The organism is Microbacterium sp. Au-Mic1 (assembly GCF_021341785.1).
Lineage (GTDB): Bacteria > Actinomycetota > Actinomycetes > Actinomycetales > Microbacteriaceae > Microbacterium.
Window position 1 is genome coordinate 227,073 of record NZ_JAJTTF010000006.1, and the last position, 22,379, is coordinate 249,451.

Annotated in this window: 21 protein-coding genes; 5 read left to right on the forward strand and 16 right to left on the reverse strand. The window is 71.0% G+C overall.

Annotation, left to right across the window (positions count from 1 at the left end):
- Positions 1 to 94: 94 nt before the first annotated feature.
- Positions 95 to 658, reverse strand: a complete 564-nt coding sequence (locus tag LXM50_RS10335) for an acyl-CoA thioesterase (protein WP_233311234.1) — start codon at positions 656 to 658, stop codon at positions 95 to 97.
- A gap of 141 nt (positions 659 to 799) precedes the next feature.
- Here LXM50_RS10335 and LXM50_RS10340 point away from each other — a divergent pair, with 141 nt between their 5' ends.
- A complete protein-coding gene (locus tag LXM50_RS10340) occupies positions 800 to 1,306 on the forward strand; it encodes a GNAT family N-acetyltransferase (protein WP_233311235.1) in 507 nt (168 codons plus the stop codon).
- Between the two features lie 203 nt (positions 1,307 to 1,509).
- Here the strand turns inward: LXM50_RS10340 and LXM50_RS10345 are convergent, their stop codons facing one another.
- The 4 genes from LXM50_RS10345 to LXM50_RS10360 are packed head-to-tail and all read right to left on the reverse strand — an operon-like array spanning position 1,510 to position 5,463.
- Positions 1,510 to 2,055: a GNAT family N-acetyltransferase gene (locus LXM50_RS10345; RefSeq protein WP_233311236.1), complete on the reverse strand. Its 546-nt coding sequence runs from the start codon at positions 2,053 to 2,055 to the stop codon at positions 1,510 to 1,512.
- Positions 2,052 to 3,701 (reverse strand): cytochrome b/b6 domain-containing protein, encoded by a 1,650-nt coding sequence (locus tag LXM50_RS10350; RefSeq protein WP_233311237.1) that lies wholly within the window; start codon positions 3,699 to 3,701, stop codon positions 2,052 to 2,054. The genes LXM50_RS10345 and LXM50_RS10350 overlap by 4 nt, the downstream gene beginning before the upstream one ends.
- Positions 3,702 to 3,703: 2 nt before the next feature.
- The gene (locus LXM50_RS10355) at positions 3,704 to 4,684 is read right to left on the reverse strand and encodes an electron transfer flavoprotein subunit alpha/FixB family protein (RefSeq protein WP_233311238.1); all 981 of its coding nucleotides are present in this window, start codon (positions 4,682 to 4,684) and stop codon (positions 3,704 to 3,706) included.
- A 2-nt stretch (positions 4,685 to 4,686) separates the two neighbouring features.
- Positions 4,687 to 5,463, reverse strand: coding sequence for an electron transfer flavoprotein subunit beta/FixA family protein (locus tag LXM50_RS10360; RefSeq protein WP_233311239.1), 777 nt, complete (start codon positions 5,461 to 5,463; stop codon positions 4,687 to 4,689).
- Between the two features lie 220 nt (positions 5,464 to 5,683).
- Between LXM50_RS10360 and LXM50_RS10365 the strand changes: the two genes are divergently transcribed.
- From LXM50_RS10365 to LXM50_RS10375, 3 genes are read left to right on the forward strand one after another with little or no spacing between them, the layout of a single operon-like run.
- A complete protein-coding gene (locus LXM50_RS10365) occupies positions 5,684 to 6,220 on the forward strand; it encodes a MarR family winged helix-turn-helix transcriptional regulator (protein ID WP_233311240.1) in 537 nt (178 codons plus the stop codon).
- A complete protein-coding gene (locus LXM50_RS10370) occupies positions 6,220 to 6,702 on the forward strand; it encodes an SRPBCC family protein (protein ID WP_233311241.1) in 483 nt (160 codons plus the stop codon). Before LXM50_RS10365 ends, LXM50_RS10370 begins: the two co-directional genes overlap by 1 nt.
- Positions 6,703 to 6,712: 10 nt before the next feature.
- A complete protein-coding gene (locus LXM50_RS10375) occupies positions 6,713 to 7,153 on the forward strand; it encodes a YdeI/OmpD-associated family protein (protein ID WP_233311242.1) in 441 nt (146 codons plus the stop codon).
- Positions 7,154 to 7,334: 181 nt separating this feature from the next.
- On the opposite strand, the gene LXM50_RS10380 is transcribed toward LXM50_RS10375, so the two are convergent.
- From LXM50_RS10380 to LXM50_RS10430, 11 genes are all read right to left on the reverse strand, one after another.
- On the reverse strand, positions 7,335 to 7,868 hold the full coding sequence (locus tag LXM50_RS10380; RefSeq protein WP_233311243.1) for a putative immunity protein: 534 nt from the start codon (positions 7,866 to 7,868) through the stop codon (positions 7,335 to 7,337).
- 5 nt (positions 7,869 to 7,873) lie between these two features.
- Positions 7,874 to 8,656: an enoyl-CoA hydratase-related protein gene (locus LXM50_RS10385; protein ID WP_374107823.1), complete on the reverse strand. Its 783-nt coding sequence runs from the start codon at positions 8,654 to 8,656 to the stop codon at positions 7,874 to 7,876.
- A gap of 251 nt (positions 8,657 to 8,907) precedes the next feature.
- On the reverse strand, positions 8,908 to 9,792 hold the full coding sequence (gene mmsB, locus LXM50_RS10390; protein WP_233311245.1) for a 3-hydroxyisobutyrate dehydrogenase: 885 nt from the start codon (positions 9,790 to 9,792) through the stop codon (positions 8,908 to 8,910).
- Positions 9,789 to 10,976, reverse strand: a complete 1,188-nt coding sequence (locus tag LXM50_RS10395; RefSeq protein ID WP_233311246.1) for an acyl-CoA dehydrogenase family protein — start codon at positions 10,974 to 10,976, stop codon at positions 9,789 to 9,791. Before LXM50_RS10395 ends, mmsB begins: the two co-directional genes overlap by 4 nt.
- Positions 10,977 to 11,014: 38 nt before the next feature.
- Positions 11,015 to 12,529 carry a CoA-acylating methylmalonate-semialdehyde dehydrogenase gene (locus tag LXM50_RS10400; protein WP_233311247.1) on the reverse strand — a complete coding sequence of 505 codons (1,515 nt, stop codon included), beginning with the start codon at positions 12,527 to 12,529 and terminating at the stop codon, positions 11,015 to 11,017.
- 304 nt (positions 12,530 to 12,833) lie between these two features.
- On the reverse strand, positions 12,834 to 14,357 hold the full coding sequence (locus LXM50_RS10405; RefSeq protein ID WP_233311248.1) for a hypothetical protein: 1,524 nt from the start codon (positions 14,355 to 14,357) through the stop codon (positions 12,834 to 12,836).
- A 233-nt stretch (positions 14,358 to 14,590) separates the two neighbouring features.
- The gene (gene araA / locus LXM50_RS10410) at positions 14,591 to 16,114 is read right to left on the reverse strand and encodes an L-arabinose isomerase (RefSeq protein WP_233311249.1); all 1,524 of its coding nucleotides are present in this window, start codon (positions 16,112 to 16,114) and stop codon (positions 14,591 to 14,593) included.
- Positions 16,115 to 16,182: 68 nt separating this feature from the next.
- Positions 16,183 to 17,766 (reverse strand): xylulokinase, encoded by a 1,584-nt coding sequence (locus LXM50_RS10415; protein ID WP_233311250.1) that lies wholly within the window; start codon positions 17,764 to 17,766, stop codon positions 16,183 to 16,185.
- The gene (locus tag LXM50_RS10420; protein ID WP_233311251.1) at positions 17,763 to 18,485 is read right to left on the reverse strand and encodes an L-ribulose-5-phosphate 4-epimerase; all 723 of its coding nucleotides are present in this window, start codon (positions 18,483 to 18,485) and stop codon (positions 17,763 to 17,765) included. Before LXM50_RS10420 ends, LXM50_RS10415 begins: the two co-directional genes overlap by 4 nt.
- A 249-nt stretch (positions 18,486 to 18,734) precedes the next feature.
- Positions 18,735 to 19,775: a LacI family DNA-binding transcriptional regulator gene (locus tag LXM50_RS10425; RefSeq protein ID WP_233311252.1), complete on the reverse strand. Its 1,041-nt coding sequence runs from the start codon at positions 19,773 to 19,775 to the stop codon at positions 18,735 to 18,737.
- 135 nt (positions 19,776 to 19,910) lie between these two features.
- Positions 19,911 to 21,158: an FAD-binding protein gene (locus LXM50_RS10430; protein ID WP_233311253.1), complete on the reverse strand. Its 1,248-nt coding sequence runs from the start codon at positions 21,156 to 21,158 to the stop codon at positions 19,911 to 19,913.
- A 79-nt stretch (positions 21,159 to 21,237) separates the two neighbouring features.
- Here LXM50_RS10430 and LXM50_RS10435 point away from each other — a divergent pair, with 79 nt between their 5' ends.
- Positions 21,238 to 22,284 (forward strand): LacI family DNA-binding transcriptional regulator, encoded by a 1,047-nt coding sequence (locus tag LXM50_RS10435; protein WP_233311254.1) that lies wholly within the window; start codon positions 21,238 to 21,240, stop codon positions 22,282 to 22,284.
- Positions 22,285 to 22,379 lie beyond the last annotated feature (95 nt).

The following is a 22,379-nucleotide window of genomic DNA, read 5'->3' on the forward strand; positions in this document are numbered from 1 at the left end:
CGCGCCGTCGGGTGGGCGCGGAGTGCTCCCCTCAAGCATGGCGTTCCTCACCGCCCACGGCAGGGCGGCACGCCCTCCGCGCCTCTCTATATGCTCAGTCGACCCAGACGCTCGGTGCGGGAGCCTTGGTCGGCGGCAGCGCCGAGGCGGCGGCCCAGTCGTGGATCCAGTCCTCGACGCCCGGCACGTCTTCGGGACGACCCAGGGCACCGAAGAACTCCTCGTGCGAGACCGTCCCGCCGGTGCGGCGCAGCATGCGCGCGCGCACGATCACCTTGGCGTACACCTCGCCGTCCACGACCGCACGATGCTCCATGAACAACGCCTTGTCGTCGTGACCGATGAAGCGCGACTCGACATCGAACCGCTGCCACAGCTCGAGGGACTTGCGGAAGGTGATCGTCTCGCTCGAGACCACGGCGTACCAGCCGCGCTCCTTCATGGCGTCGAACAGTCCCGTGCGGATCAGCAGGTCCCACCGACCGAGGTCGAACAGCGACAGATACCGGCCGTTGTTCATGTGCCGCAGGATGTCGAGATCCGTCGGCAGCGTGGTGAGTCGGATCCGCCCGACGGCCGTCGGCGCCAGGGTCTGCCCCCGGCGGGAGCGCCTGCGGGCGGAGAGGATGACGAGCAGAGTGCGCCAGATCACGTTCACACGAGGAGCGTAGTGAATCCGGCACGGAATCCCCTGATCGATTGTCGGATCCGCACAGTCACGGCACGACGTGTCACGTGGCGAAACGAGCCCGTAACGCTCGATTTCTCCTCAGCGCACCGCGCGCGTAGAGTCGCGAACATGAGCGCCGAAGCCCTTCCCACCGTCACCGTCCGGCCCGTTCGCGATGTCGATGCCGAAGCGCTCGGCCGTGTGCACGCGAAGTGCTGGCACGAGACCTACGACCACCTGATCAGCACCGCGACGCTCGAGGCCGTCTCGCCCAAGCGCCTCGCCGAGCTGTGGACGCACTGGGCATCCCAGGGCGAGGAGTACCGCATGAGCGCGGCGCTCGTCGACGGCGAGATCGTGGGCTTCGTCGGTTCCGGCCCTGCTCGGGACGAGAACCCCCCGGCGGAGCGCGAGCTCTACTTCATCTACCTGCTGGACGCCTGGCACGGCACCGGCATCGGCCAGCGACTCTTCGAGGCGGCCGTCAGCGCCGGCGAGAGCTCCTACCTCTGGGTCGCCGAGGACAACCCCCGCGCGCACCGCTTCTACGTGCGCAACGGCTTCGTGCTCGACGGCGCGTCGCAGCAGGAGCCGTTCCTCGGCGAGACCATCAAGGAAGTCCGCTTCGTGCGCTGAGCCCGGCGGCGGCTCAGCGGGCTGCGGCGTAGCCCTCGGCGCCGCACCCTTCTGCGCCGAAACCCCCACGCACCGTCGAAACCCCCTCTGAGCCACGTCGCTCCGAGGGGGTTTCGACGGCCAGAGAGGGTTTCGACGCTGCGGCGGGGCCTCGATGCGGATCCGATCGCGCGAGGCCACGGATGGCCACGGGCCAATCGGTCTCAGCCGTCGATCGCGTAGAGGAGCACCCGGCCGGCGTCCTCGAGCCGCTCACCGCGGAGCGTGTAGCCGAGGCGGTCCAGGATGCGGATCGATCCGGCGTTGTCCGCGTCGACGGTCGCCCAGACCTCGGGCAGCCCCAGGGCGAAGCCGTACTCGGTGACGGCGCGCGCGAGCTCGGTGCCGATCCCCTGCCCCCACTGCGACCGCGCGAGGATGTAGACGAGCTCCCAACCGGGCACGTCATCGCTCGGCGAAGGCTTGATCTCGGCGTGCCCCACGACCGCGCCGCCACGTTCGACGGCCCACACGGCGAAGCGCTCGGTCGGGTAGACCTTGTCGAAGACCCGCCCGAACAGCGCACGGTCCTCCTGCTCGGTCTGCTTGCCGTCGCCGACGTAACGGGCGACGGCGTCGTCCTGGAAGAGCGCGACGAACGCCTCTTCGTCGGCGCGTTCGTAGGGGCGCAGGCGCAGGCGCTCCGTCGCGAGCTCCGCTGTCGGCGCCGCCGTGACGCCGTCCCGGGGTGCCGCTCCGTCTCCGGTCACCGGCCGGACACCTGCCCGAACATCTTCGCGATGGGGGCGAGCACGAGCGGGCGCGCAGCGACCCAACCGCCGGCGATGACGACGAGCGACAGCACGAACACCCAGAACCCGGTCCACGTGACGGCATCCTGCGCGGCGAACATGTGGTTCAGGTTGCGCAGCATGCCGGTGAGCAGCACCAGCGCCACGTGCACCACGATGAACGCCGTGAAGAACAGCATCGTCGGGAAGTGCACGGCGCGCGCGATCTCGATCGGATACGCCTTCGACAGCCCCTCCGCCTTCTTCGGCCACAGCCCCGACATCCGGAATCCGGTGGCGATGGCCACCGGCGCGGCGAGGAACACGATCGTGAAGTAGGCGAGCTGCTGCAGGCTGTTGTAGTTGACCCAGCCGTTCTCGGTCGGCCAGTCGAAGGAGACGTACTGGAGCAGCGCCGAGAGCGCGTTCGGGAACACGTCCCAGCTCGTCGGCACGATCCGCATCCACTGCCCGGTGACGAACAGCAGCACGACGAAGATCACGCCGTTGACGATCCAGAGCAGATCGAGCCCCTGGTGGAACCACAGCGTGAGACTGATCTTGCCCTTCGGGTTGCCCCGTGGCGTCCAGAACGCCGTCGGCCGCTTCTCGCTGCGCACGCGCAGGCCGGAGCGGATGATCAGCGTCATCAGGAACACGTTGAAGAAGTGCTGCCAGCCGATCCAGCCGGGGATGCCGACGGGTGCCCCTGCAGGCAGGTGGTACTCGCCGGGGTAGGTCGTGAGGAAGTCCTGCATGAACGGCAGGCTGAGGAACGCCCGCACGATCGCGATCGCGGCGCCCGCGAGCACGGCGAGGCCTGCCGCGGCGAACAGCCCGCCGATCGCCTGCGGCCAGGTCGGTCGGAGCTTCGACGCTGCGGGCTCGGTCGCGAGGCGTCGCGGGGCCGAGCCGTTCCAGACGGTCCGCGTGAACGGCAGCGGCGCGGAGACATCTGGGCGCACGGCGACCGCGGACTCGGGCGCTGCCGCCGCGACGGCGATGGCGGCCGCCTCCGTTGCCGCGGGGGCGACCATGCTCTCGGCGACCACGGCTGCCGTCCCGGCCGGAGGCCAGGGCTCTCCCCCGACGACGCGCGGCAGACCGCGGCGCAGTGCGGATCCGGCCTGTGCCGGGGCAGTAGCGGCCGCAGCGGCCGGCGACGTCCTCGCGGTCACCGGGACCGCCGCGGTCGTCGCGCCCGTCGAAGCCTCCGAAACGACGACATCGCTCTCTTCGACGAGCTCGGGGACCGGGCTCGCGGCAGCCAGGACTCCGACCGCACCGGCAGGGGGCCAGGGCTCCCCGCCCGCGACCCGCGGCAGACCACGGCGCAGCACAGCCCCGGCAGGCGTGGACGCTGTCGCCGCACCCACGAGGTCGTTGAGCGACGACGCCGCAGGCGTCGGAGACGAAACGTCGTCCGCGCCGTGCCGCGTTTCGTCTCGCGGCGGCTCCGCCGGTGCTCGCTCACCGACCACGGCGGTGACGGTGTCCGCAACCGCAGCCCCGACGGGCTCGGCGACCGCCCCCACCTCGGTCTCGATGCCCGCCGCGACCACCCCGGCCGGTGGCCAGGGCTCGCCGCCGCGGGTGCGGGGCAGTCCCCTGCGCAACGTCGCCATCGCTACTTCTTCCGTGCGCGCAGCTGTTCGATCAGCTGGGGCACGACCGTGAACAGATCCCCCACGATGCCGAAGTCGGCGACATCGAAGATCGGAGATTCCGGATCCTTGTTGATCGCGACGATCGTCTTCGCGGTCTGCATCCCGGCGCGGTGCTGGATCGCGCCGGAGATACCGAGCGCGATGTACAGCTGCGGCGAGACCGAGACACCGGTCTGACCGACCTGGTGCGCGTAGGGGATGTATCCGGCGTCGACCGCGGCGCGGGACGCACCGATCGCGGCGCCGAGCTCGTCGGCGAGGTCCTCGACGAGGGAGAAGTTCTCCTTGGATCCGAGACCACGACCACCCGCGACGACGACCTTCGCCCCGCGCAGCTCAGGCCGGGACGACACCGCCTCCACGGCCTCGACCGGCTCACCCGTCGCGGCCGCAGCACCGGATGCCTCCACGGCGAGCGCCTCGACCCGGGCATCGGCCACGGCCTCCGCGCGGGCGTCGACCGCGCCCTGACGCACCGTGATCACCGGGGCACCGAACGTCGGCGCCGAATCGGTGAGGAACGCGCCACCGTAGACGGAGTGGTGCGCGACCACGCCATCGTCGTCGCGGGAGAGGCCGATCGCGTCGACCGACAACGCCAGCCGTTCGCGCACGGCGAGGCGCCCGGCGGCGTCGCGGCCGGCGATCGAGTTCGACACGAGCACCGCGTCAGGGCCGACCGCGCGGTACGCGGCCTGCAGCGCGTCGACCACGGGGACCGTCACAGCCCCACCATCGATGTCCGCGGTGAGCACGACCTGCGCGCCCGCGGCTATGGCGGCGTCGACCGCTGCCTGCGCCGTTCCTACCGGGGCGGCCACGAGCGCGACCGGGGAGCCCAGTTGCGCCGCAGCTCCCAGCAGGGCCGCGGTCGAGGGCGCCGCGGCACCGGCCGGGGTCACGTCGACGAGGACCAGGATCGGCTTCTCGGGGTACGCCATGCTCACACCAGCCTGTTCTGCGCAAGGAACTCGACCAACTGCGCGGCCGCGTCCCCCTCGTCCGTGATCTTCACGCCTGCCGCACGCGGCGGCTTCTCGGCCACCGCGGTCAGGATCGTCTGCGGCGCCTCCGCCGGGTCGGCGCTCACGCCGAGGTCGGCCAGCGACAGCACCTCGAGCGGCTTCTTCTTCGCCGCCATGATGCCCTTGAAGTTCGGGAACCGCGTGTCCGGGAGCGCCTCGGTGATCGAGATCACCGCCGGCAACGGGGCGCTCACCTGCTGGGATCCGAAGTCCGTCGCGCGCGTGCCCGACACGGCGTCGGTCGCGATCGTCACCGCACTGAGCGCCGTCGCCTGCGCGAAGCCGAGATGCTCCGCCAGCATCGCCGGGATGACCCCGCCGGACCCATCCGTGGAAAGGTTGCCGGTGATCACCAGATCCGCCCCACCACGCCGGATCGCCGCCGCAAGCACCGCCGCGGTCACACCCAGGTCCGCACCACGCAGTCCCTCATCGACCACATGCACCGCGGAACCGGCACCGATCGCCAACGCACGGCGGATCGACGCGGTCGCCGACTCCGGGGCCATCGACAGCGCCACGACCTCGGTCCCGGGGTTCGCATCGGCGTAGCTCAGTGCGACCTCGAGAGCGCGCTCGGTGATCTCGTCGAGCACGACCTCCCCCGCGCCGCGGTCCGCCAGACCCGTCTCCAGGTCGAGCTTGCGATCCCCGTAGGTGTCGGGAACCTCTTTCACCAGGACGTAGATCTTCATCGAACCTCCGTTTGCGCTTGCGCTGAGTCTACCGGGCGACCGTAGTGGAATTCGATCTCAAGATAGGTGAGATTCAGTCTCAACGTGCGCGAGGGGCGATCGCACCCGCATCACGTCGCACGCCGGTCGTCTGCGCGTCGGCCGCTGCGCCCCCGATGGTGCCGTCCGGGACGCCAGCGAGCCGACGCGGATCCGATTCCCGCCCCGGTAACGTAGGGGAATGGCCCGTCCGCACCCCCTGCCCGTCGACCCGCTCGCCGAGGCGAAGCGGCAGTGGCTCGCGCACGGCTGGGACCACGCCGCCGACGGCATGTCGCTGGTCACCTCGGTCATGCGGGCCCAGCAGCTGCTGCTCGCCCGGGTGGACGTCACCCTGCGCCCGTTCGCGCTGTCCTTCGCACGCTACGAGGTGCTGCGCCTGCTCGCGTTCAGCCGCACCGGCACACTTCCGCTGTCGAGTGTGGTCGCGCGCCTCCAGGTGCACGCGACGAGCGTCTCCAGCACGGCGGACCGGCTGGTCCGCGACGGCCTCATCGCCCGGCACCGTGACCCGCACGACGGCCGCGCCGCGCTGCTGGAGCTGACGGAGACCGGACGCGAGCTCGTCGAACGCGCCACCACCGCGCTCAACGACGAGGTGTTCACGGATCCGGGGATCTCCCCCGAGGACGGCGCCGACCTCGTCGCCATCGTCGCGCGCATGCGCAAGGCAGCCGGAGACTTCGCGGATCCGCGCCCGCAGCCGGATCCGCTCTGATGGGCTCGTTCGTCCTGGAGCGGACGATCGCCGCTCCCGTCGAGCGGGTGTTCGCCCTCTCCGTGGACGTGGACGTGCACGTCGACTCGATGGCGGCGCACGACGAGCGCATCGCCGACGGCGTGCACGCCGGGCGGATGGCGGAGGGCGACATGGTCACCTGGGACGCTCGGCACTTCGGGATCCGCTTCCGGATGACCTCGCTCGTGTTCGACGTGGATGAGCCGCACGCGTTCTCCGACCGGCAGATCCGCGGACCGTTCGCCGAGTTCCGACACCGCCACACCTTCGAGCCGGCATCGATTCCTGCCGCGCCCGCACGGCCCCGCGGGCGCGGCACCCTCATGCGCGACGAGATCGTGTTCCGCTCCCCGTTCGGCCCGATCGGGCGGATCGTCGACGCGCTCGTGATGAGGCGGCACCTGATCCGGCTCATCCAGCAGCGCAACGACACCCTCGCCGCCCTGGCGGAGCGGTCGTAGGCTGGCCGGCATGAGCGAACTCCGGATCCGCACCGTCCTCGAGCCCATGGGACCGGCGGGTGCCATCGTCCTCACCGACGCGCAGGTCGCCGAGATCAGCAGCGCGAAGGCCTTCCCGGTCGCGGTGACGATCGGGCAGAACACCGCACGCCTGCGTCTGGCACGCATGGGCGGCAAGAACCTCATCGGCTTCAGCAAGGCGAACCGCGCCGCGATGGGCATCGAGCTCGGCGAAGAGTTCGATGCGGTGATCGCTCCGGACGCCGCGGAGCGCACGGTCGACGTGCCCGACGCCCTGGCGTCTGCCCTCGCCGACGCCGGTCTCACCGCCGCCTACGATGCACTCAGCTTCACCCGTCGCAAGGAGATCGCCGTGTCGGTCGCCGACGCCAAGCAGGAGGCGACCCGCGACCGCCGCATCGCCAAGGCCCTGGACGAGCTGCGCGGCTGAACGAGCTCTCGCCTCGGCGACGAGTCACCCCGGCGAACGGCGTGACCCCCTTCCAGGTCGCTCGCTGGTCCCGTATCGCCCCTTCGCAGACACGGAAGGGGCGATACGGGACCAGCGAATGGGAGCGGGATGCCCGATTCGGCCTGCTCTCTCGGAGGACTGACCCGGAGTCTCAGCGGGCTCAGTCGCCGTCGTACACGTAGGCGTCGAAGCGCGCCGGGATGCTCATGCGCTGCCAGGCGAGTTCCTCGTCGCGGCGGGAGCGGTCGCCGGGGAACGCGCGGGCCGTGTGCCGCGGCACCTGCCGGCTGTGCCCGGCGAGGTGCGCGACGGCCACCGCCTGCCCGCACACGCGCGCGGCGGCGACGGCGCTCGGATCCTGCGCCTGGCGAGCGGCTTCGTGGCAGGCGAACGCCTTCTCCCGCACCGCATCGATGTCGAGCTCGCCACGCAGGAACGCCTCCGCGGCGGCGAGCGCCTCCCTCGGACGGTCGTCGTCGGGGCGCTCCGCCTGGAACAGCGGCAGCAACCGCTCGGCGCAGGCGATGGTCCAGCCGACCAGCTCGCGTCTGTCATCCTCGGAGAGACGCAGATCCTCGATGTCCGGCAACGCGCCGTCGGCGAAGAGCGGCACCACGTTCGAGGCCTCCTCGCGCCCGGATGCGCCCGCGCGGGACCGATCCGGGAAGGATCCGAGCGAATGGATGTCGGACACGACGATCACCGGTTCTCGAACTGCGGCGGGCGCTTCTCGCGGAAGGCGGCCATGCCCTCCTTCTGGTCGGCCGTGTCGAACAGCGACGCGAAGGCCTCGCGCTCGATGTCGAGTCCGACCGCGAGCGTGGTCTCCATGGCGGCGTCGAGCGTCGCCTTCGCGGCGATGATCGAGGGCAGCGACTTCGACGCGATCGTCTCGGCGAGCGTCGAGGCCTCGGCGAGCAGTTCGGACGTCGGCACGACGCGAGAGACCAGCCCGGCCCGTTCCGCCTCCTCGGCGCCGATGATCCGCCCGGACAGCACCAGCTCCGCAGCCTTGTAGTACCCGACCGCGCGGATGAGCCGCTGCGTGCCGCCCATGCCGGGGATCACTCCGAGGTTCACCTCGGGCTGGCCGAACTTGGCGTTGTCCGCGGCGAGGATGATGTCGCACATCATGGCGAGCTCGCAGCCGCCGCCGAGGGCGAAGCCACTGACGGCGGCGATCACGGGAGTGCGCACGGCGGCGAAGTCGCGCCACACACCGAAGTGGTCGGTCGCGGTGATCTCCGCGGCGGACATCGCCTCCATCTCCTTGATGTCGGCGCCCGCGGCGAAGGCCTTCTCGGATCCGGTGACGACGATCGCCCCGACCCCGGAGTCCGCGTCGAAGGCGGTGGCGGCGGCGGTGACCTCGTCGGCGACCTGCGAGTTCAGCGCGTTGAGCGCCTGCGGCCGATTCAGGGTGATCCAGCCGACTCGTCCGCGCTGTTCCGTGAGGATCGTCTCGTACTCGCTCGTGGCCATGGTCATCCTTTCGCCGCACCTTCGTGGCGCTTCCAGTATCCCCGATGTCGGTGAACGCACGGTGTCCGTGTCGCTACGGACCGCGCTTCCGCCCCGTTTCCCTCCGCCCTGCGTCTTCCCCTCCCCGGGACGGCGCCTGTCCGGGGAGGGAAAGACGCGGAGGGGAGGGGAACACGTGACGCGCATCCGATAGCGACGCGACGCGGATCCGATGACGACGCGACCCGGATCCGATGACGACGCGGATCCGATCAGGACGCGTCGCGGATGTCGGTGATGATGCCGGAGAAGTCGCGACCGGCGCCCGGGCCCGCCGCGAACGCCGCGTAGATCTGCTGCGCGAGCCGGCCCATCTGGGCGTCCGTGCCCGTGCCTTCGATCGCCTGCAGCGCGAGTCCCAGGTCCTTCGCCATGAGTGCGCCCGCGAATCCCGGCTGGTAGTCGCGGTTGGCGGGGCTGGTCGGCACCGGGCCGGGCACGGGACAGTTCGTCGTGATCGACCAGCACTGGCCCGACGCCTGCGACACCACGTCGAACAGCGCCTGGTGCTCCAGCCCCAGTCGCTCGCCGAGCACGAACGCCTCGGCCACGGCGATCTGCGAGATGCCGAGGATCATGTTGTTGCACACCTTCGCGGCCTGCCCGAGCCCGGGCCCGCCGCAGTGCACGATGCGCTTGCCCATCGCCTCGAGCAGCGGGAGCGCGGCGGCGAAGTCCTCGTCCGAGCCGCCCACCATGAAGGCGAGCGTGCCGTTCTCGGCCCCCACCACGCCACCCGACACGGGCGCATCGATGTTGCGGTGGCCCGCCTCGATCGCCAGGGCGTGCGCGACGCGCGCCTCGTCGACCGCGATCGTCGAGCTCTCGATGAACAGCGTGCCGGGGTCGGCCGCGCCCAGCAGTTCGTCCTGATAGGCGGCGATCACGTGCTTGCCTGCGGGGAACATCGTGATGACGACCTCGGCGCCGGCGACGGCGTCCACGCCGAACTGCGCGACCGGCAGCCCTGCGGCCGCGGCGGCGTCGACGGCGGCGGACACCACGTCGAAGCCGATCACCTCGTGCCCGGCGGCGAGCAGGTTCTTCGCCATCGGCAGGCCCATGTGGCCGAGTCCGAGGAACGCGATGCGCGTCATGATGCGGCCCGCATGGAGGCGGATCCGGAGGGGCGCAGCATCTCGCGTCCGACGATGAGTCTCATGATCTCGTTCGTCCCTTCCAGGATCTGATGCACCCGCAGATCGCGGACGACCTTCTCGATCCCGTAGTCCTGAAGGTACCCGTACCCGCCGTGCAGCTGAAGGGCCTTGTTCGCGACGTCGAAGCCAGCGTCGGTCGCGAAGCGCTTGGCCATCGCGCAGCGCATCGTCGCGTCCGGCGCCTTCTCGTCGACGGCCTGCGCGCCGTCGCGCACCATGAGCCGCGCGGCCTGCAGATCCGTGCGCATGTCGGCGACGGCGAACAGGATGGACTGCTTCTCGGCGAGGGGCTCGCCGAACGCCTCGCGCTCGTGCACGTACTGCACGGCGCGATCCAGCGCCCACTGCGCGCCGCCGATCGAGCAGGCCGCGATGTTGAGGCGACCGCCGTTGAGCGCGCTCATCGCGATCGCGAAGCCCTGCCCCTCGGATCCGAGCATGTTCGTCGCCGGAACACGCACGCCGTCGAGGATCACCTGACGCGTGGGCTGGGCATGCCAACCCATCTTCTTCTCCGGCGCGCCGAAGCTGAGGCCCGCGGAGTCTCCCGGCACGAGGAAGGCGGAGATGCCGCGCGCGCCGGGGGCACCGGTGCGCGCCATCACGATGTAGACGGCGGCCTCGCCGGCGCCCGAGATGAACTGCTTCACGCCGGTCAGCACGTACTCGTCGCCGTCGCGGGTCGCACTCGTGGCGAGCGCCGCGGCGTCGGATCCCGCCCCCGGCTCGGTGAGGCAGTAGCTGCCCAGCCCCTCCATGGTGGTGAGCTCGGGCATCCAGCGCGCGAGCTGCGCGTCCGTGCCATAGCTGTCGATCATCCAGACGACCATGTTGTGGATCGAGATGTAGGCGGCGATGGTCGGATCGCCCTTCGCGAGCTCCTCGAAGATCGCGACGGTGTCGACGCGCTCGAGCCCGGTGCCGCCAGACTCCTCTCGCGCGTAGATGCCGCCGAGGCCCAGCTCGCCGGCGCGCACCAGGGTGTCGCGCGGGAACAGGTGCTTCTCGTCGCGCTCGGAGGCGAACGGGGCGAGCTCGGTCTCGGCGAACTCGCGCACGGCGCCGAGGATGGCGGCGCGCTCTTCGCTGGTCATCGTGATCGGGGTGGCGACGGTGGTCATGTCGTGTCCTTCTGGTGTTCCTGCTGCGTGCGGCGGGGTCAGTGCATGGTCGGGATGACGAAGCTGGCGCCTTCCCGGACGCCTGCCGCCGGCCATCGCGAGGTCACGGTCTTGGTTTTCGTGTAGAAACGGAAGGCGTCGGCGCCGTGCTGATTGAGGTCTCCGAAGCCGCTGCGCTTCCACCCGCCGAAGGTGAAGTACGCGATCGGCACGGGGATCGGCACGTTCACGCCGACCATGCCCACGTTGACGCGGGCCACGAAGTCACGAGCCGCGTCGCCGTCGCGCGTGAAGATGCCGACGCCGTTGCCGAACTCATGCTCGGAAGCCATGCGCAGCGCCTCCTCGTAGTCCGCCGCGCGGGCGATCACGAGCACCGGTCCGAAGATCTCCTCACGGTAGATCGACATGTCCGTCGTGACGCGATCGAACAGGGTCGGGCCGAGGTAGAACCCCTCCTCGTGACCCGCGACGGAGAAGCCGCGCCCGTCGGCGAGCAGCTCCGCGCCGGCATCGATGCCCTGCTGGATGTAATCGGTCACGCGCTCGACCGCGGCGCGGTTCACGAGCGGGCCGTAGTCCATGCCGGGTTCGAGCGAGGGCCCGACCTTGAGGGCGGCCACCCGCTCGGCGAGCTTCGCGGCGAGCGCGTCAGCGGTCTCCTCGCCGACCGGCACGGCGACCGAGATCGCCATGCAGCGCTCCCCCGCCGAGCCGTAGCCGGCGCCGATGAGGGCGTCCGCGGCCTGATCCAGGTCGGCGTCGGGCATGACGACGAGGTGGTTCTTCGCCCCGCCGAAGCACTGGGCGCGCTTGCCGTGCGCGTTCGCGGTCGAGTAGATGTACTCCGCGATCGGGGTGGATCCGACGAAGCCGATCGCGCGCACCCGCTCGTCCGTGAGCAGCACGTCGACGGCCTCCTTGTCGCCGTGCACGACGTTGAGGATCCCTGCCGGCAGGCCCGCCTTTAGGAACAGCTCGGCGATCCGGACGGGCACCGAGGGGTCGCGCTCGCTCGGCTTGAGGATGAAGGCGTTGCCCGCGGCGATCGCCGGGCCCATCTGCCACAGCGGGATCATCGCGGGGAAGTTGAACGGGGTGATGCCGGCGACCACGCCGAGCGGCTGGCGCAGCGAGTACACGTCGATGCCGGTGCCGACACCTGTGGAGTACTCCCCCTTCAGCAGGTGCGGGGCGCCGACGCAGAACTCGATCACCTCGACGCCGCGCTGGATGTCGCCCTTGGCGTCGTCCAGCGTCTTGCCGTGCTCGCTGGAGAGCAGGGCGGCGAGGTCGTCCATCTCATCGCGGATCAGTTCGAGGAAGCGCATGAGCACCCGCGCCCGCTTCTGCGGGTTGGTCGCCGCCCATTCCGGCTGAGCCGCCTCCGCATCGGCGATCGCCGCGCGCACCTCGTGCGCGCTCGCGAGCGGCACGCGCGCCTGCACGGCCCCGGTCGACGGATCGAAGACCTCGCCCCAGCGCCCTCCGTTCACTTCCGGGCTGCCGGGGATCTCTGATCCTCCGATGAAATGGGTGATGTCGCGGACCATCGTGTGCTCCTGGTTCTGCATCGTCGTCGACGCTGGCTCCAGATTACATGGCCACCCATGTAGTTAGAAGGTGTTCCATGTAATTCATCGACACCTGACAGCGAGTTCACCTGCCGGTCACCTTCGGCACGTACAACGGATGCTGCGCGGGCCGCAGACGCTGACCGGATCGGGTGCTCGTCTCCCCGCGCACGATGGGATCCGCCCGGCTTTCTCGCACGGGCTCCCGGCGGTCACGAACCGCAGGACCCCCGCCGAATCGGGTCGGCGGGGGTCCCCTCGTTTCGCGGGCCTCAGGCGCCGGTCACTCCCAGGTGACCTGCGGTGCGGCCTTGCCGAAGTCCACGGTCGGGGTGCCGAGGGATCCGCCGAACGTGACGGTGTAGGTCTGACCGTCACTGCCCTGCAGCTGCATGTCGACGCTGATGTAGTCGTAGGCGGACACGACCGTCGGCGAGGATCCGTTGCTCTCCGGCTGCAGCGCATCGAGCTTCGCGCTGCCGTCCGCGGTGAGCGTGCGGGTGACCGTGCCCTCCACCGGGCTCGCGCCGGAGAGGTCGATCGCGGTGATGTCCATGCCGCAGGGCGTCGACAGCGTCTTCATCGCCACGCACGCCTCGACCGAGGAGCGCACCAGCGAGCGGAACTCGGAGACGCCGGCATCGTTGAGCTTCGTGCGCACGTCGTACAGCGCGGACGCGTCGTCGTAGGACGCGATGGCGAAGGTCGAGTCGCCGTCGATCGAGAAGTACTTCGAATCCAGTGCGATCTCGTAGGTCCCGGGGAACACGTACGCATCGGTGATGTCAGCCGTGGGCACACCGTTGAACGTCGCGTCGAGGCCGCGCAGGCTGTCCAGTGAGATCGGCGTCACGCCGTTCGCGATCTTCCAGGTGTCCTTGTCCTTGTACGCCTCGTAGGTCGTGGACACCGTGCGTCCGCCCACCTCGAACGACGCGGCGACGGTGGCCGAGTACTTGCTCTCCCCGCCCTTCTTCACCGAGATGTGGCTGACGCCGCCGAGCTTCTCGGAGGCCTTCAGCACCGGATCGGTGAGCAGCTTCTTGTCTGGCACGCTCTCGAGGTAGCCCAGCGCGGCCTTCGCATCGCCCTTGGACACGGCGGTCAGATAGGCCTTCACGGTATCGGCGGCGGTCACCGAGGATCGGGTGAGCGCGGGCACCACGAGCAAGGCCACCACCAGGATCGCCACGATCAACAGGGCGGCACCGCCGCCGATCAGGCCCCAGAGCAGCCCCTTCGACGACTTCTTCGGCGGCTGGGTGCCGTCGCCCTGCCCCGGGTACGGCTGGGTGGGCTGCGCGCCGTACGGCTGGCCGGGGTACGGCTGGGTGGGCTGCGCGCCATACGGCTGTCCAGGCTGCGCGGCCTGACCCGGCTGCGCGCCGTACGGCTGACCGGAGTACGGCTGGGCGGCCTGGCCCGGGTACGGCTGGGTAGGCTGCGCGCCATACGGCTGTCCGGGCTGCGCGCCATACGGCTGTCCGGCATAGGGCTGGCCCTGCTGTCCCGTATGCGGCTGGGCGGGCTGCCCGGGGTACGGCTGGGCGGGCTGGGCGGCGTACGGCTGGCCCGGCTGGCCCGGCTGGACGCCATAAGGCTGCACCGGGGAAGGCTGCCCCGGCGGCGGGAATGCCTGTTCCGGCGCAGGCGGCACCTGCTCCGGAACGACCGGTGAAGCGGACGCGGGGTTCCCCGCCTCGCCCTCGGTCGGCACCGGTGGCACCGGCGGCGGGGTCGGATCCTTCGACCCGGATCCGAAATCGAGCTCATGCCCGCCCTGCGGCGGTTCCCCCTCTGTGGCCATGGCTTCAGACTACCGAGCGGCCCGACGCAGTTCGATGGGCAGAACTGCCCGCGTTCCCGGCCGGACTCAGGGTCGCGGGCGCCGCAACGAGGAGGCGGTCACAGCGCGTGGATGCGCCAGCTCACGGCATGCACGGCGCCGGGTCCCAGCACGACGAACCGGCCCCGGGGTCGAACGCATCGGGCGTGCAGGTCATCGGCTCCACTGCGAGTCCGCCACGCTGATGTGTCACGTCACAGCCCCTGGGCGAGCCGGTAGTAAGCCTGGTTCCAGCGCACCTGCTTCTGGAACTCGCCCAGCGTGGTGCTGTCGTCGATCACCAGCAGCTCGACCTCGGCCATCTCGGCGAAGTCGCGGAACGCGTCGATGCCCACGGCCGTCGACATCACCGTGTGGTGCGCGGCGCCCGCCCTCAGCCACGCGGCCGCCGAGGTCGTGAAGTCCGGCTGCGGCCTCCACACGGCGCGACCGACGGGCAGCTTCGGCAGCGCATCGCGCGGCTCGACGTTCTCGACGACGTTCGCGGTGAGCCGGAATCGATCGCGCATGTCGCTGAGAGCGACGACGACGGCGGATCCGGGATCCGCGGTGAAGACGAGGCGCACCGGGTCGTCTTTGCCGCCGATGCCGAGCGGGTGGATCTCGAGCGTGGGCTTCTGCGTGGTCAGCGAGGGCGACACCTCGAGCATGTGCGCGCCGAGGATGAGCTCGTCACCGGGGGTCATGTCGTAGGTGTAGTCCTCCATGAGGCTGGCGCCTCCGGGCAGCCCCGCGCCCATGACGTTGGCGATCCGCACGAGCACGGCGGTCTTCCAGTCGCCCTCCGCGCCGAAGCCGTACCCCTCTGCCATGAGCCGCTGCACGGCGAGCCCCGGGAGCTGCTTCAGCGCGCCGAGGTCCTCGAACGAGGTCGTGAACGCGCTGAACCCGCCCTCCTCGAGGAACGAGCGCAGACCCAGCTCGATCGCCGCCCCGTCGCGCAGCGACTGATGCCGCTCGCCTCCGCGCCGCAGCTCGGGAGCGACCTCGTACAACTCCTCGTACTCGGCGACGAGGGCGTCGATGTCGGCCTCGCTCGCCGCGGCGACCGCGTCGACGAGCTCGTTCACGCCCCAGGTGTTCACCTGCACGCCGAAACGCAGCTCGGCCTCGGTCTTGTCACCCTCGGTCACGGCGACGAAGCGCATGTTGTCGCCGAAGCGGGCGAGCCGGAGGTCGCGCGAGGCGGCGAGGCCCGCCGCCGCCCGCTGCCAGGTGCCGAGCTCGCGCTGCACCCGCGGATCGGAGGCGTGGCCGACGATCGTCTTGCGCGGCACGCCGAGACGGGTCTGGATGTAGCCGAACTCGCGGTCGCCGTGCGCGGCCTGGTTCAGGTTCATGAAGTCGAAGTCGATGTCGGCCCAGGGCAGCTCGACGTTGGCCTGGGTGTGCAGGTGCGCGAGCGGCTTCTGCAGCGCGTCGAGGCCCGCGATCCACATCTTCGCCGGGCTGAACGTGTGCATCCACGCGATCAGGCCGATGACCTTCTCATCGGCGTTGGCCTCGAGCGCGGTGCGCTTGATCGCGGCCGAGTCCGTGAGCACCGGTTTCCATACGATCCGCACGGGCACGTCGCCGGCCTCGTCGAGGATCCGCGCGATCTGCTGCGACTGCTCGGCGACCTGCGCGAGCGTCTCGGGGCCGTACAGGTGCTGGCTGCCGGTGAGGAACCAGACCTCATAGCCGTCGAGCGAGGTGGTGAGCGGGGTGCGGGTCATCGGAGCTCTTTCGTTCTCAGGATCCGGATCCGGGGATCCGGGTGATCGTCGTTCGAGTCGTGGGCGGTTCAGAGGGAGGCGACCGCGACGGCCTCGATGGCGAGGCCGGTGCGGTAGCGGTCGAGGTAGGCGGAGAATCCGGCAACGTCGTCGGGAAGCGGATCCGCCACGGTGATGGCTGCTGCAGCGAACACTCGGCCGTCGAGATAGTCGCCGAGGCTCCGTTCGCCGGCGTGCGCGAGGTACGACGCGAGCACCGCGATCCCCCACGCTCCCCCTTCGGACGCCGCCTCGCCCACAGCGACGGGCGCGCCCAGGGCACCGGCGAGGAAGCGCTGCGCCACGCCCGCCGTGCGGAACATGCCGCCGTGGGCATACATCCGATCGAGCTGCACGCCCTCCGCGGCGAGAGTCCGCATGCCGAGCGCCAGCGTGCCGAACACACCGTAGAGCTGCGCCCGCATGAAGTTCGCCAGGGTGAACGCGCTGCCGGGGGTGCGCACCACGAGCGGTCGGCCCTCGGCCAGCCCGGCGATCGGCTCCCCCGCGAGGTGGTTGTAGGCGAGCAATCCACCCGCGTCGGCCTCGCCCGCGAGCGCCTCGCGGAACAGGGCCGCGAACGCGATGTCGTCGCTGACGGGAGCCCCGGCAGCCGCGGCGAAGCGGGCGAACAGCCCGGCCCACGCCGCCAGCTCACTGGCTCCGTTGTTGCAGTGCACCATCGCGACGGCGTCACCGGAGGGCGTCGTGACGAGGTCGATCTCGTGATGGCGTCCTGCGAGCGGGCGCTCGAGCACGACCATGGCGAAGATGCTCGTGCCGGCGGAGACGTTGCCCGTGCGCGGGGAGACCGCGTTGGTGGCGACCATGCCGGTGCCGGCGTCGCCCTCGGGCGGGCAGAGCGGGATGCCGGCCCCGAGGGACCCGGACGGGTCCAGCAGCATCGCCCCCGTCTCGGTGAGCGCGCCCGCGTCGGCACCCGCGGTGAGCACATGCGGCAGCAGCGCCGTGAGAGGCGCCGGCAGCCGGCCCGCGGCGAGCGCGTCGTACGCGGCGACCATGGCCGCGTCGTAGTCGCCGGTCGCCGAGTCGATCGGGAACATGCCCGAGGCGTCGCCGACGCCGAGCACGCGGCGACCGGTCAGCCGCTCATGCACATACCCGGCGAGCGTGTTCACGCCCGCGATGCGCGCCACGTGCTCCTCGTCGTCGAGCACCGCCTGGTGCAGGTGCGCGATCGACCAGCGCAGCGGGATGTTCACGTCGAGCAGGTCCGTGAGCTCGGCCGCCGCGACCGACGTGTTCGTATTGCGCCAGGTGCGGAACGGCACGAGCAGGTCTCCCGCGGCGTCGAACGCCAGGTAGCCGTGCATCATGGCGGAGACCCCGAGCGCGCCGATCGTCGTCGGGCGCACGCCGTAGCGGTCGTGCACGTCGGCGACGAGCGTCGCGTAGGCCTCCTGAAGCCCCGCCCAGACCTCGTCCAGGTCATAGGTCCACAAGCCGCCCTCGAGTCGGTTCTCCCATGCCGAGGATCCGGTGGCGAGCACGACGGTGGGATCGGATCCGATCAGGCACGCCTTGATCCGGGTGGATCCGAACTCGATGCCCAGGCTCGTCCGGCCGGCGAGGATGTCGTCGCGCGCGCTCATCGCCGGGCGTCCGAGTTCTGGCCGTACACGTTCTGGTACCGGCTGTAGAGGCGGTCGATCGCCTCCTGCGGGATCGGGATGAGCGGGCCCGCCTGCCGTGCGAGGTGCACCGTGCGCGCGACGTCCTCGACCATGACAGCGGCCTTGACCGCGTCCTTCGCATCGACGCCGATCGTGAACGGGCCGTGGTTCTGCATGAGCACCGCACGGCTGCGGTGCCCACGCAGAGTCTGAACGATCCCGCGGCCGATCGAGTCGTCGCCGATGATCGCGAACGGGCCGACCGGGATCGGCCCGCCGAACTCGTCGGCCATCGCGGTGATCACGCAGGGGATCTCCTCACCGCGTGCCGCCCAGGCCACGGCGTAGTCGGAGTGGGTGTGCACCACGCCGCCGACCTCGGGCATGTTCCGGTAGACGTAAGCGTGCGCGGCGGTGTCGCTGGAGGGGGCGCGATCGACGCCGGGGGCGCCGGGGATCGGGGCGCCGTCGAGGTCGCAGAGGATCATGTTCTCCGGTGCGAGGTCGTCGTAGCCGACCCCGGAGGGCTTGATCACGAAGAGGTCGTGACTGCCGTCTTCGGAGAGCCGGACGCGACCGGACACGTTGCCGCCGGTCCAGACCACCAGGTCGTAGCGCACGAGCTCGGAGTGCAGCCGCGCCACGTCGGCGCGCACGGTGGCGATCGCCTGCTCGATCTCCGCGGAGAAGGTGGTCATTCGGATCCTCTCGGGCCCGCCCGAGGTTCTCCTGGGCGACTGTGACCGGTCACGGGCAAGTGTGACACCACTCACCGCAAGCCGTCAAGAGCCCGACGCGTGCCTCACCGACCGCCGCGCGTCCGGGGAAGAACACGCTGCAATTCCGAGCCTCTCCCGCTCAGATCGCGCTTCCGGCTGCACGAGCGTGCCCGCAAGAGGACAGACTGCGACCCGAACGGCAGGCCTGGTCTCGTGAAGATCCGGCTGCTAGGCCGACGGCGGGACGATCGAGTCACGGGCGACGAGGACCGGCGCGATCGGATCCGTCGCGTCTGCGGCGGATCCCGAGGCCGCATCGTCATCGGCGGCACCCGTGCCGGGCCCACCCCGGGCGATGACGCGCGCGACAGCGCGCCGTGCGAGCTCCTCGAAGTCCTGCCGCACGGTCGTGAGCGGCGGCCAGGCGTACGCCGCCTCCGGCACGTCGTCGAAGCCGACGATGCTGATCTGCGCCGGCACATCCACGCCGGCCGCACGCAGACCGCCGATCAAGCCGAGCGCCATCTGGTCGTTCGCGGCGAAGACGGCAGTCGCACCGGAGGCGATCACGTCCGCCGCGGCCTCGTGGCCGGAGCGCGGACTCCAGTCGCCCGCGAAGACCGCCCCGACGGGCAGGCCGCGGGCGGCGAGCTCCTGGGCGAAGCCGGCCGCGCGCGCCTCGGCTTCCAGCCAATCCGTCGGGCCCGCGAGGTGTGCGATCCGCTCATGTCCGGCGTCGGCCAGAGTCGCCACGGCGAGGCGTGCGCCGGCCCGCTGATCGACGGAGAAGTCGGCGCGCTCGGCGGCGTGCAGGATCACGACGGGGGTCCCGATGCGCAGCGCGTCGAGCACCTCGAGGGTGCGCGCATGCGGCGCGAACACGATCATCCCGTCCACGGCCTGCGCGCGCAGGTGCTCGATCGCGTCGCGGACGGAGGCCTCGTCGCCGGAGTCGGCGAACGCCGCGGTGATCCAGTACCCGGCCTCGCGCGCCGACGCCTCGATCGCGGCCATGCTGCGCGACGGGCCGTACTGCAGCGCGTCCGAGGCGAGCACGCCGATCGTGCGCGTGCGGTGCGTGCCGAGCGCGCGCGCGGCGTTGTTCATGCGGTAGCCCAGCTCATCCATCGCTGCCACGACGCGAGCGTGCGTGTCGGGCGCGACGTCCGGGTGATCGTTGAGCACGCGCGACACGGTCTGCCGCGAGACCCCCGCGAGCGCGGCGACCTCCCGCACTCCGACGGCGCGCTGCGGCTTCGACTCACTCACGCCTGCGAGTGTACGGGTCGCGCACCCCCGCGCTCCGGCCCCGCCTCCGTCCAGGTCGCCCTTTCCGCTGTTCCGAGACTGCCGGAAGAGCCGAGAGTGCGACCTGAACCCGTCGACGGAAGACCCGATACGGCGCTACAGGCCGAGCCGCTCCAGATACGCGTTCCGGAATCGGCCGGCCGGATCCATCCGCCCCGCGAGCGCAACGAAGTCGCCCCACCGCGGGATGCGGCGGCGGATCTCCGCCGGCTCGAGCGCGGCGAGCTTGCCCCAGTGCGGACGGGCGCTCTCGGGCAACGCCGCCTCGATCGCCGGCAGCAGCGCCTCGACCGCGGGCTGGTCCCGGCGCCAGGTGAAGTGCAGTCCGACCGCGCCCTCCCCGTACGACGAACTCAGCCAGAGGTCGTCGGCGGCGACCGTGCGCACCTCGTTCACGAGCAGCAGCGGCGCGATCCGGTCGGCGAGCCCGCGGATCGCCTCGATCGCGCGCACCGCGTCGCGTCGCGGCACCAGGTACTCGCTCTGCAGCTCCTCGCCCGCCGATGGCGTGAAGCCCAGCTGGAAGTGGGGCAGCCGCTCGTGCCAGGGGCCGGGCTCGCCGAGCTGCGGGGTGCAGGCCTCCGCCGGAGCGCCGAGGATGGGATGCCGTCGCACGACGGCGGGCGTCGTCCCCAGCTGGGCCAGCAGGGCCTCGTCGAGGGCGACGCCGCCGACCCGGTTCTTGATCCAGAGCTGGTCCGCGCGATCGCGATCGGTCCAGCGGCTGAAGATGCTGACACTCGTCCCGAGCGCGGTGACCCGGTCGAACTCGGCCAGCAGCGCGTCCCACGCCGGCCCCTCGTGCACGGTCTGGGCGACGTCGTACGCCGGCTCCACGTCGAGTTCGAGCTCGGCGATCACTCCGAGCGCGCCGAGCGAGACGACCGCCCCGTCGAAGTCGTCATCGCCGCGACGCAGGGTGCGTTCGCCGTCGGGCCCCGCGAGCGTGAGCGACCGCACGGCCGCGGCGAGGGATCCGATCGCATCGCCCGATCCGTGCGTCCCGGTGGACACCGCGCCCGCGACGGAGATGTGCGGCAACGACGCGAGGTTCGGCAGCGCCAGTCCGCGGCGCTGAAGCTCTGCGCCGAGTTCGCCGTAGCGCGAGCCTCCGGGCACGCGCACGGCGTCGGGCGCGACCTGCACGACCTCCTGCGGCATCGCCGAGAGGTCGATGAGCGTGCCCGTCGTGTCGGCGATCGTGTTGAAGCTGTGCCGGGAGCCGAGCGGGCGCAACGACCCCGGCGTCGAGAGGATCTCGTGCAGCTCCTCACGGCTGCGCGGTCGTTCGATCGCCACGGCGCCGTAGTGCAGGTTCCCGGCCCAGTTCGTCCCGATGCTCATCGCCACATCATAGAACCGGGTTACATCGATAGAACGCCGAGGGGCGGCGGGACGCGAGGCCCGGGCTTAGGCTGAGCGCATGGCAGGGAGCACGCGGGCGACGATGCGCGACGTCGCGTCGCTGGCCGGCGTCTCCGCGAAGACCGTGTCGAACGTGGTCACCGGCACGGTGTTCGTGCGCGAGGACACGCGGGAGCGGGTCGAGGACGCGATGCGCAAACTCGACTTCGTCCCCAACCTGAGCGCCCGCAGTCTGCGCAACGGCCGTTCCGGAGTGATCGCGCTCGCGCTGCCCTACCTGGCGACCTCGTTCTCCGCCGAACTGCTCGACCACATCGTCCAGGCCGCCCGGCTGAAGGGCTTCGCCGTGCAGGTCGAGCAGACCGGATCCGAGCCGCGGCGCGAGCGCGAGCTGCTCTCCCGGGCCCGCGCGCACCTCGTCGACGGCCTGATCCTGAACCCCATCCGGTTGGAGGACAGCGCACTCACCGACGAGGACCGGCAGCTGCCCGTCGTCCTGATCGGCGAGGTCGAACAGCAGCTCGCCGACCACGTCGGGATCGACAGCGTGGCGGGCGCCGCAGCGATGACGCGGCATGTGATCGAACGCGGTGCCCGGCGGATCGCCGTCGTCGGCGGCGATGATCAGCACGCGATCGCGACCGCGACCAGCCGGCTCCGGTTGCAGGGCGTACGCCAGGCGCTGGCGGAGGCAGGCTTTCCCGCCGACCCCCGGTTGACCGTCAACCACGGCGACTGGACCATCTCCGGCGGCGCGGAGGCCACCAACGAGCTGCTCTCCCGCGGGGTGCCGTTCGACGCCGTGCTCGGCTTCACCGACTCCCTCGCGACGGGCGCCCTGCACGTGCTGCACAGCCGCGGCATCCGCGTGCCCGAGGACGTGCTGGTGACCGGCTTCGACGACGTCGAACTCTCCCGTTTCACCGAGCCAGCACTGTCGACCGTGCAGATCGACCGCAGCATCTTCGCCGCCTCCGCCGTCGACCTCCTGGCGGAGCGGATCGCGGACCCCACGGGCACGCCCCGCTCGATCACCGTTCCGCACCGCCTCGTCGTGCGCGAGAGCACCGCTGCGAGCCCGCGAGGCTGGGCTCCGGGCTCCTGACCCCGATACCCCGGGCAACAGGGCGACAGTTCCGTGACCGGTCTCAGATGGGTCTTGCATCCTCCATTTCATCGATGTAATGATGGGCGGCATCC

Bases quoted from the DNA above. Each gene is read 5' to 3' on its own strand.
- LXM50_RS10340 (WP_233311235.1), top strand. From the start codon at position 800: ATGAGCGCCGAAGCCCTTCCCACCGTCACCGTCCGGCCCGTTCGCGAT.
- LXM50_RS10350 (WP_233311237.1), bottom strand. From the start codon at position 3,701: ATGGCGACGTTGCGCAGGGGACTGCCCCGCACCCGCGGCGGCGAGCCC.
- LXM50_RS10355 (WP_233311238.1), bottom strand. From the start codon at position 4,684: ATGGCGTACCCCGAGAAGCCGATCCTGGTCCTCGTCGACGTGACCCCG.
- LXM50_RS10360 (WP_233311239.1), bottom strand. From the start codon at position 5,463: ATGAAGATCTACGTCCTGGTGAAAGAGGTTCCCGACACCTACGGGGAT.
- LXM50_RS10365 (WP_233311240.1), top strand. From the start codon at position 5,684: ATGGCCCGTCCGCACCCCCTGCCCGTCGACCCGCTCGCCGAGGCGAAG.
- LXM50_RS10370 (WP_233311241.1), top strand. From the start codon at position 6,220: ATGGGCTCGTTCGTCCTGGAGCGGACGATCGCCGCTCCCGTCGAGCGG.
- LXM50_RS10375 (WP_233311242.1), top strand. From the start codon at position 6,713: ATGAGCGAACTCCGGATCCGCACCGTCCTCGAGCCCATGGGACCGGCG.
- LXM50_RS10385 (WP_374107823.1), bottom strand. From the start codon at position 8,656: ATGGCCACGAGCGAGTACGAGACGATCCTCACGGAACAGCGCGGACGA.
- mmsB (WP_233311245.1), bottom strand. From the start codon at position 9,792: ATGACGCGCATCGCGTTCCTCGGACTCGGCCACATGGGCCTGCCGATG.
- LXM50_RS10395 (WP_233311246.1), bottom strand. From the start codon at position 10,976: ATGACCACCGTCGCCACCCCGATCACGATGACCAGCGAAGAGCGCGCC.
- LXM50_RS10400 (WP_233311247.1), bottom strand. From the start codon at position 12,529: ATGGTCCGCGACATCACCCATTTCATCGGAGGATCAGAGATCCCCGGC.
- LXM50_RS10405 (WP_233311248.1), bottom strand. From the start codon at position 14,357: ATGGCCACAGAGGGGGAACCGCCGCAGGGCGGGCATGAGCTCGATTTC.
- araA (WP_233311249.1), bottom strand. From the start codon at position 16,114: ATGACCCGCACCCCGCTCACCACCTCGCTCGACGGCTATGAGGTCTGG.
- LXM50_RS10415 (WP_233311250.1), bottom strand. From the start codon at position 17,766: ATGAGCGCGCGCGACGACATCCTCGCCGGCCGGACGAGCCTGGGCATC.
- LXM50_RS10420 (WP_233311251.1), bottom strand. From the start codon at position 18,485: ATGACCACCTTCTCCGCGGAGATCGAGCAGGCGATCGCCACCGTGCGC.
- LXM50_RS10430 (WP_233311253.1), bottom strand. From the start codon at position 21,158: ATGAGCATCGGGACGAACTGGGCCGGGAACCTGCACTACGGCGCCGTG.
- LXM50_RS10435 (WP_233311254.1), top strand. From the start codon at position 21,238: ATGGCAGGGAGCACGCGGGCGACGATGCGCGACGTCGCGTCGCTGGCC.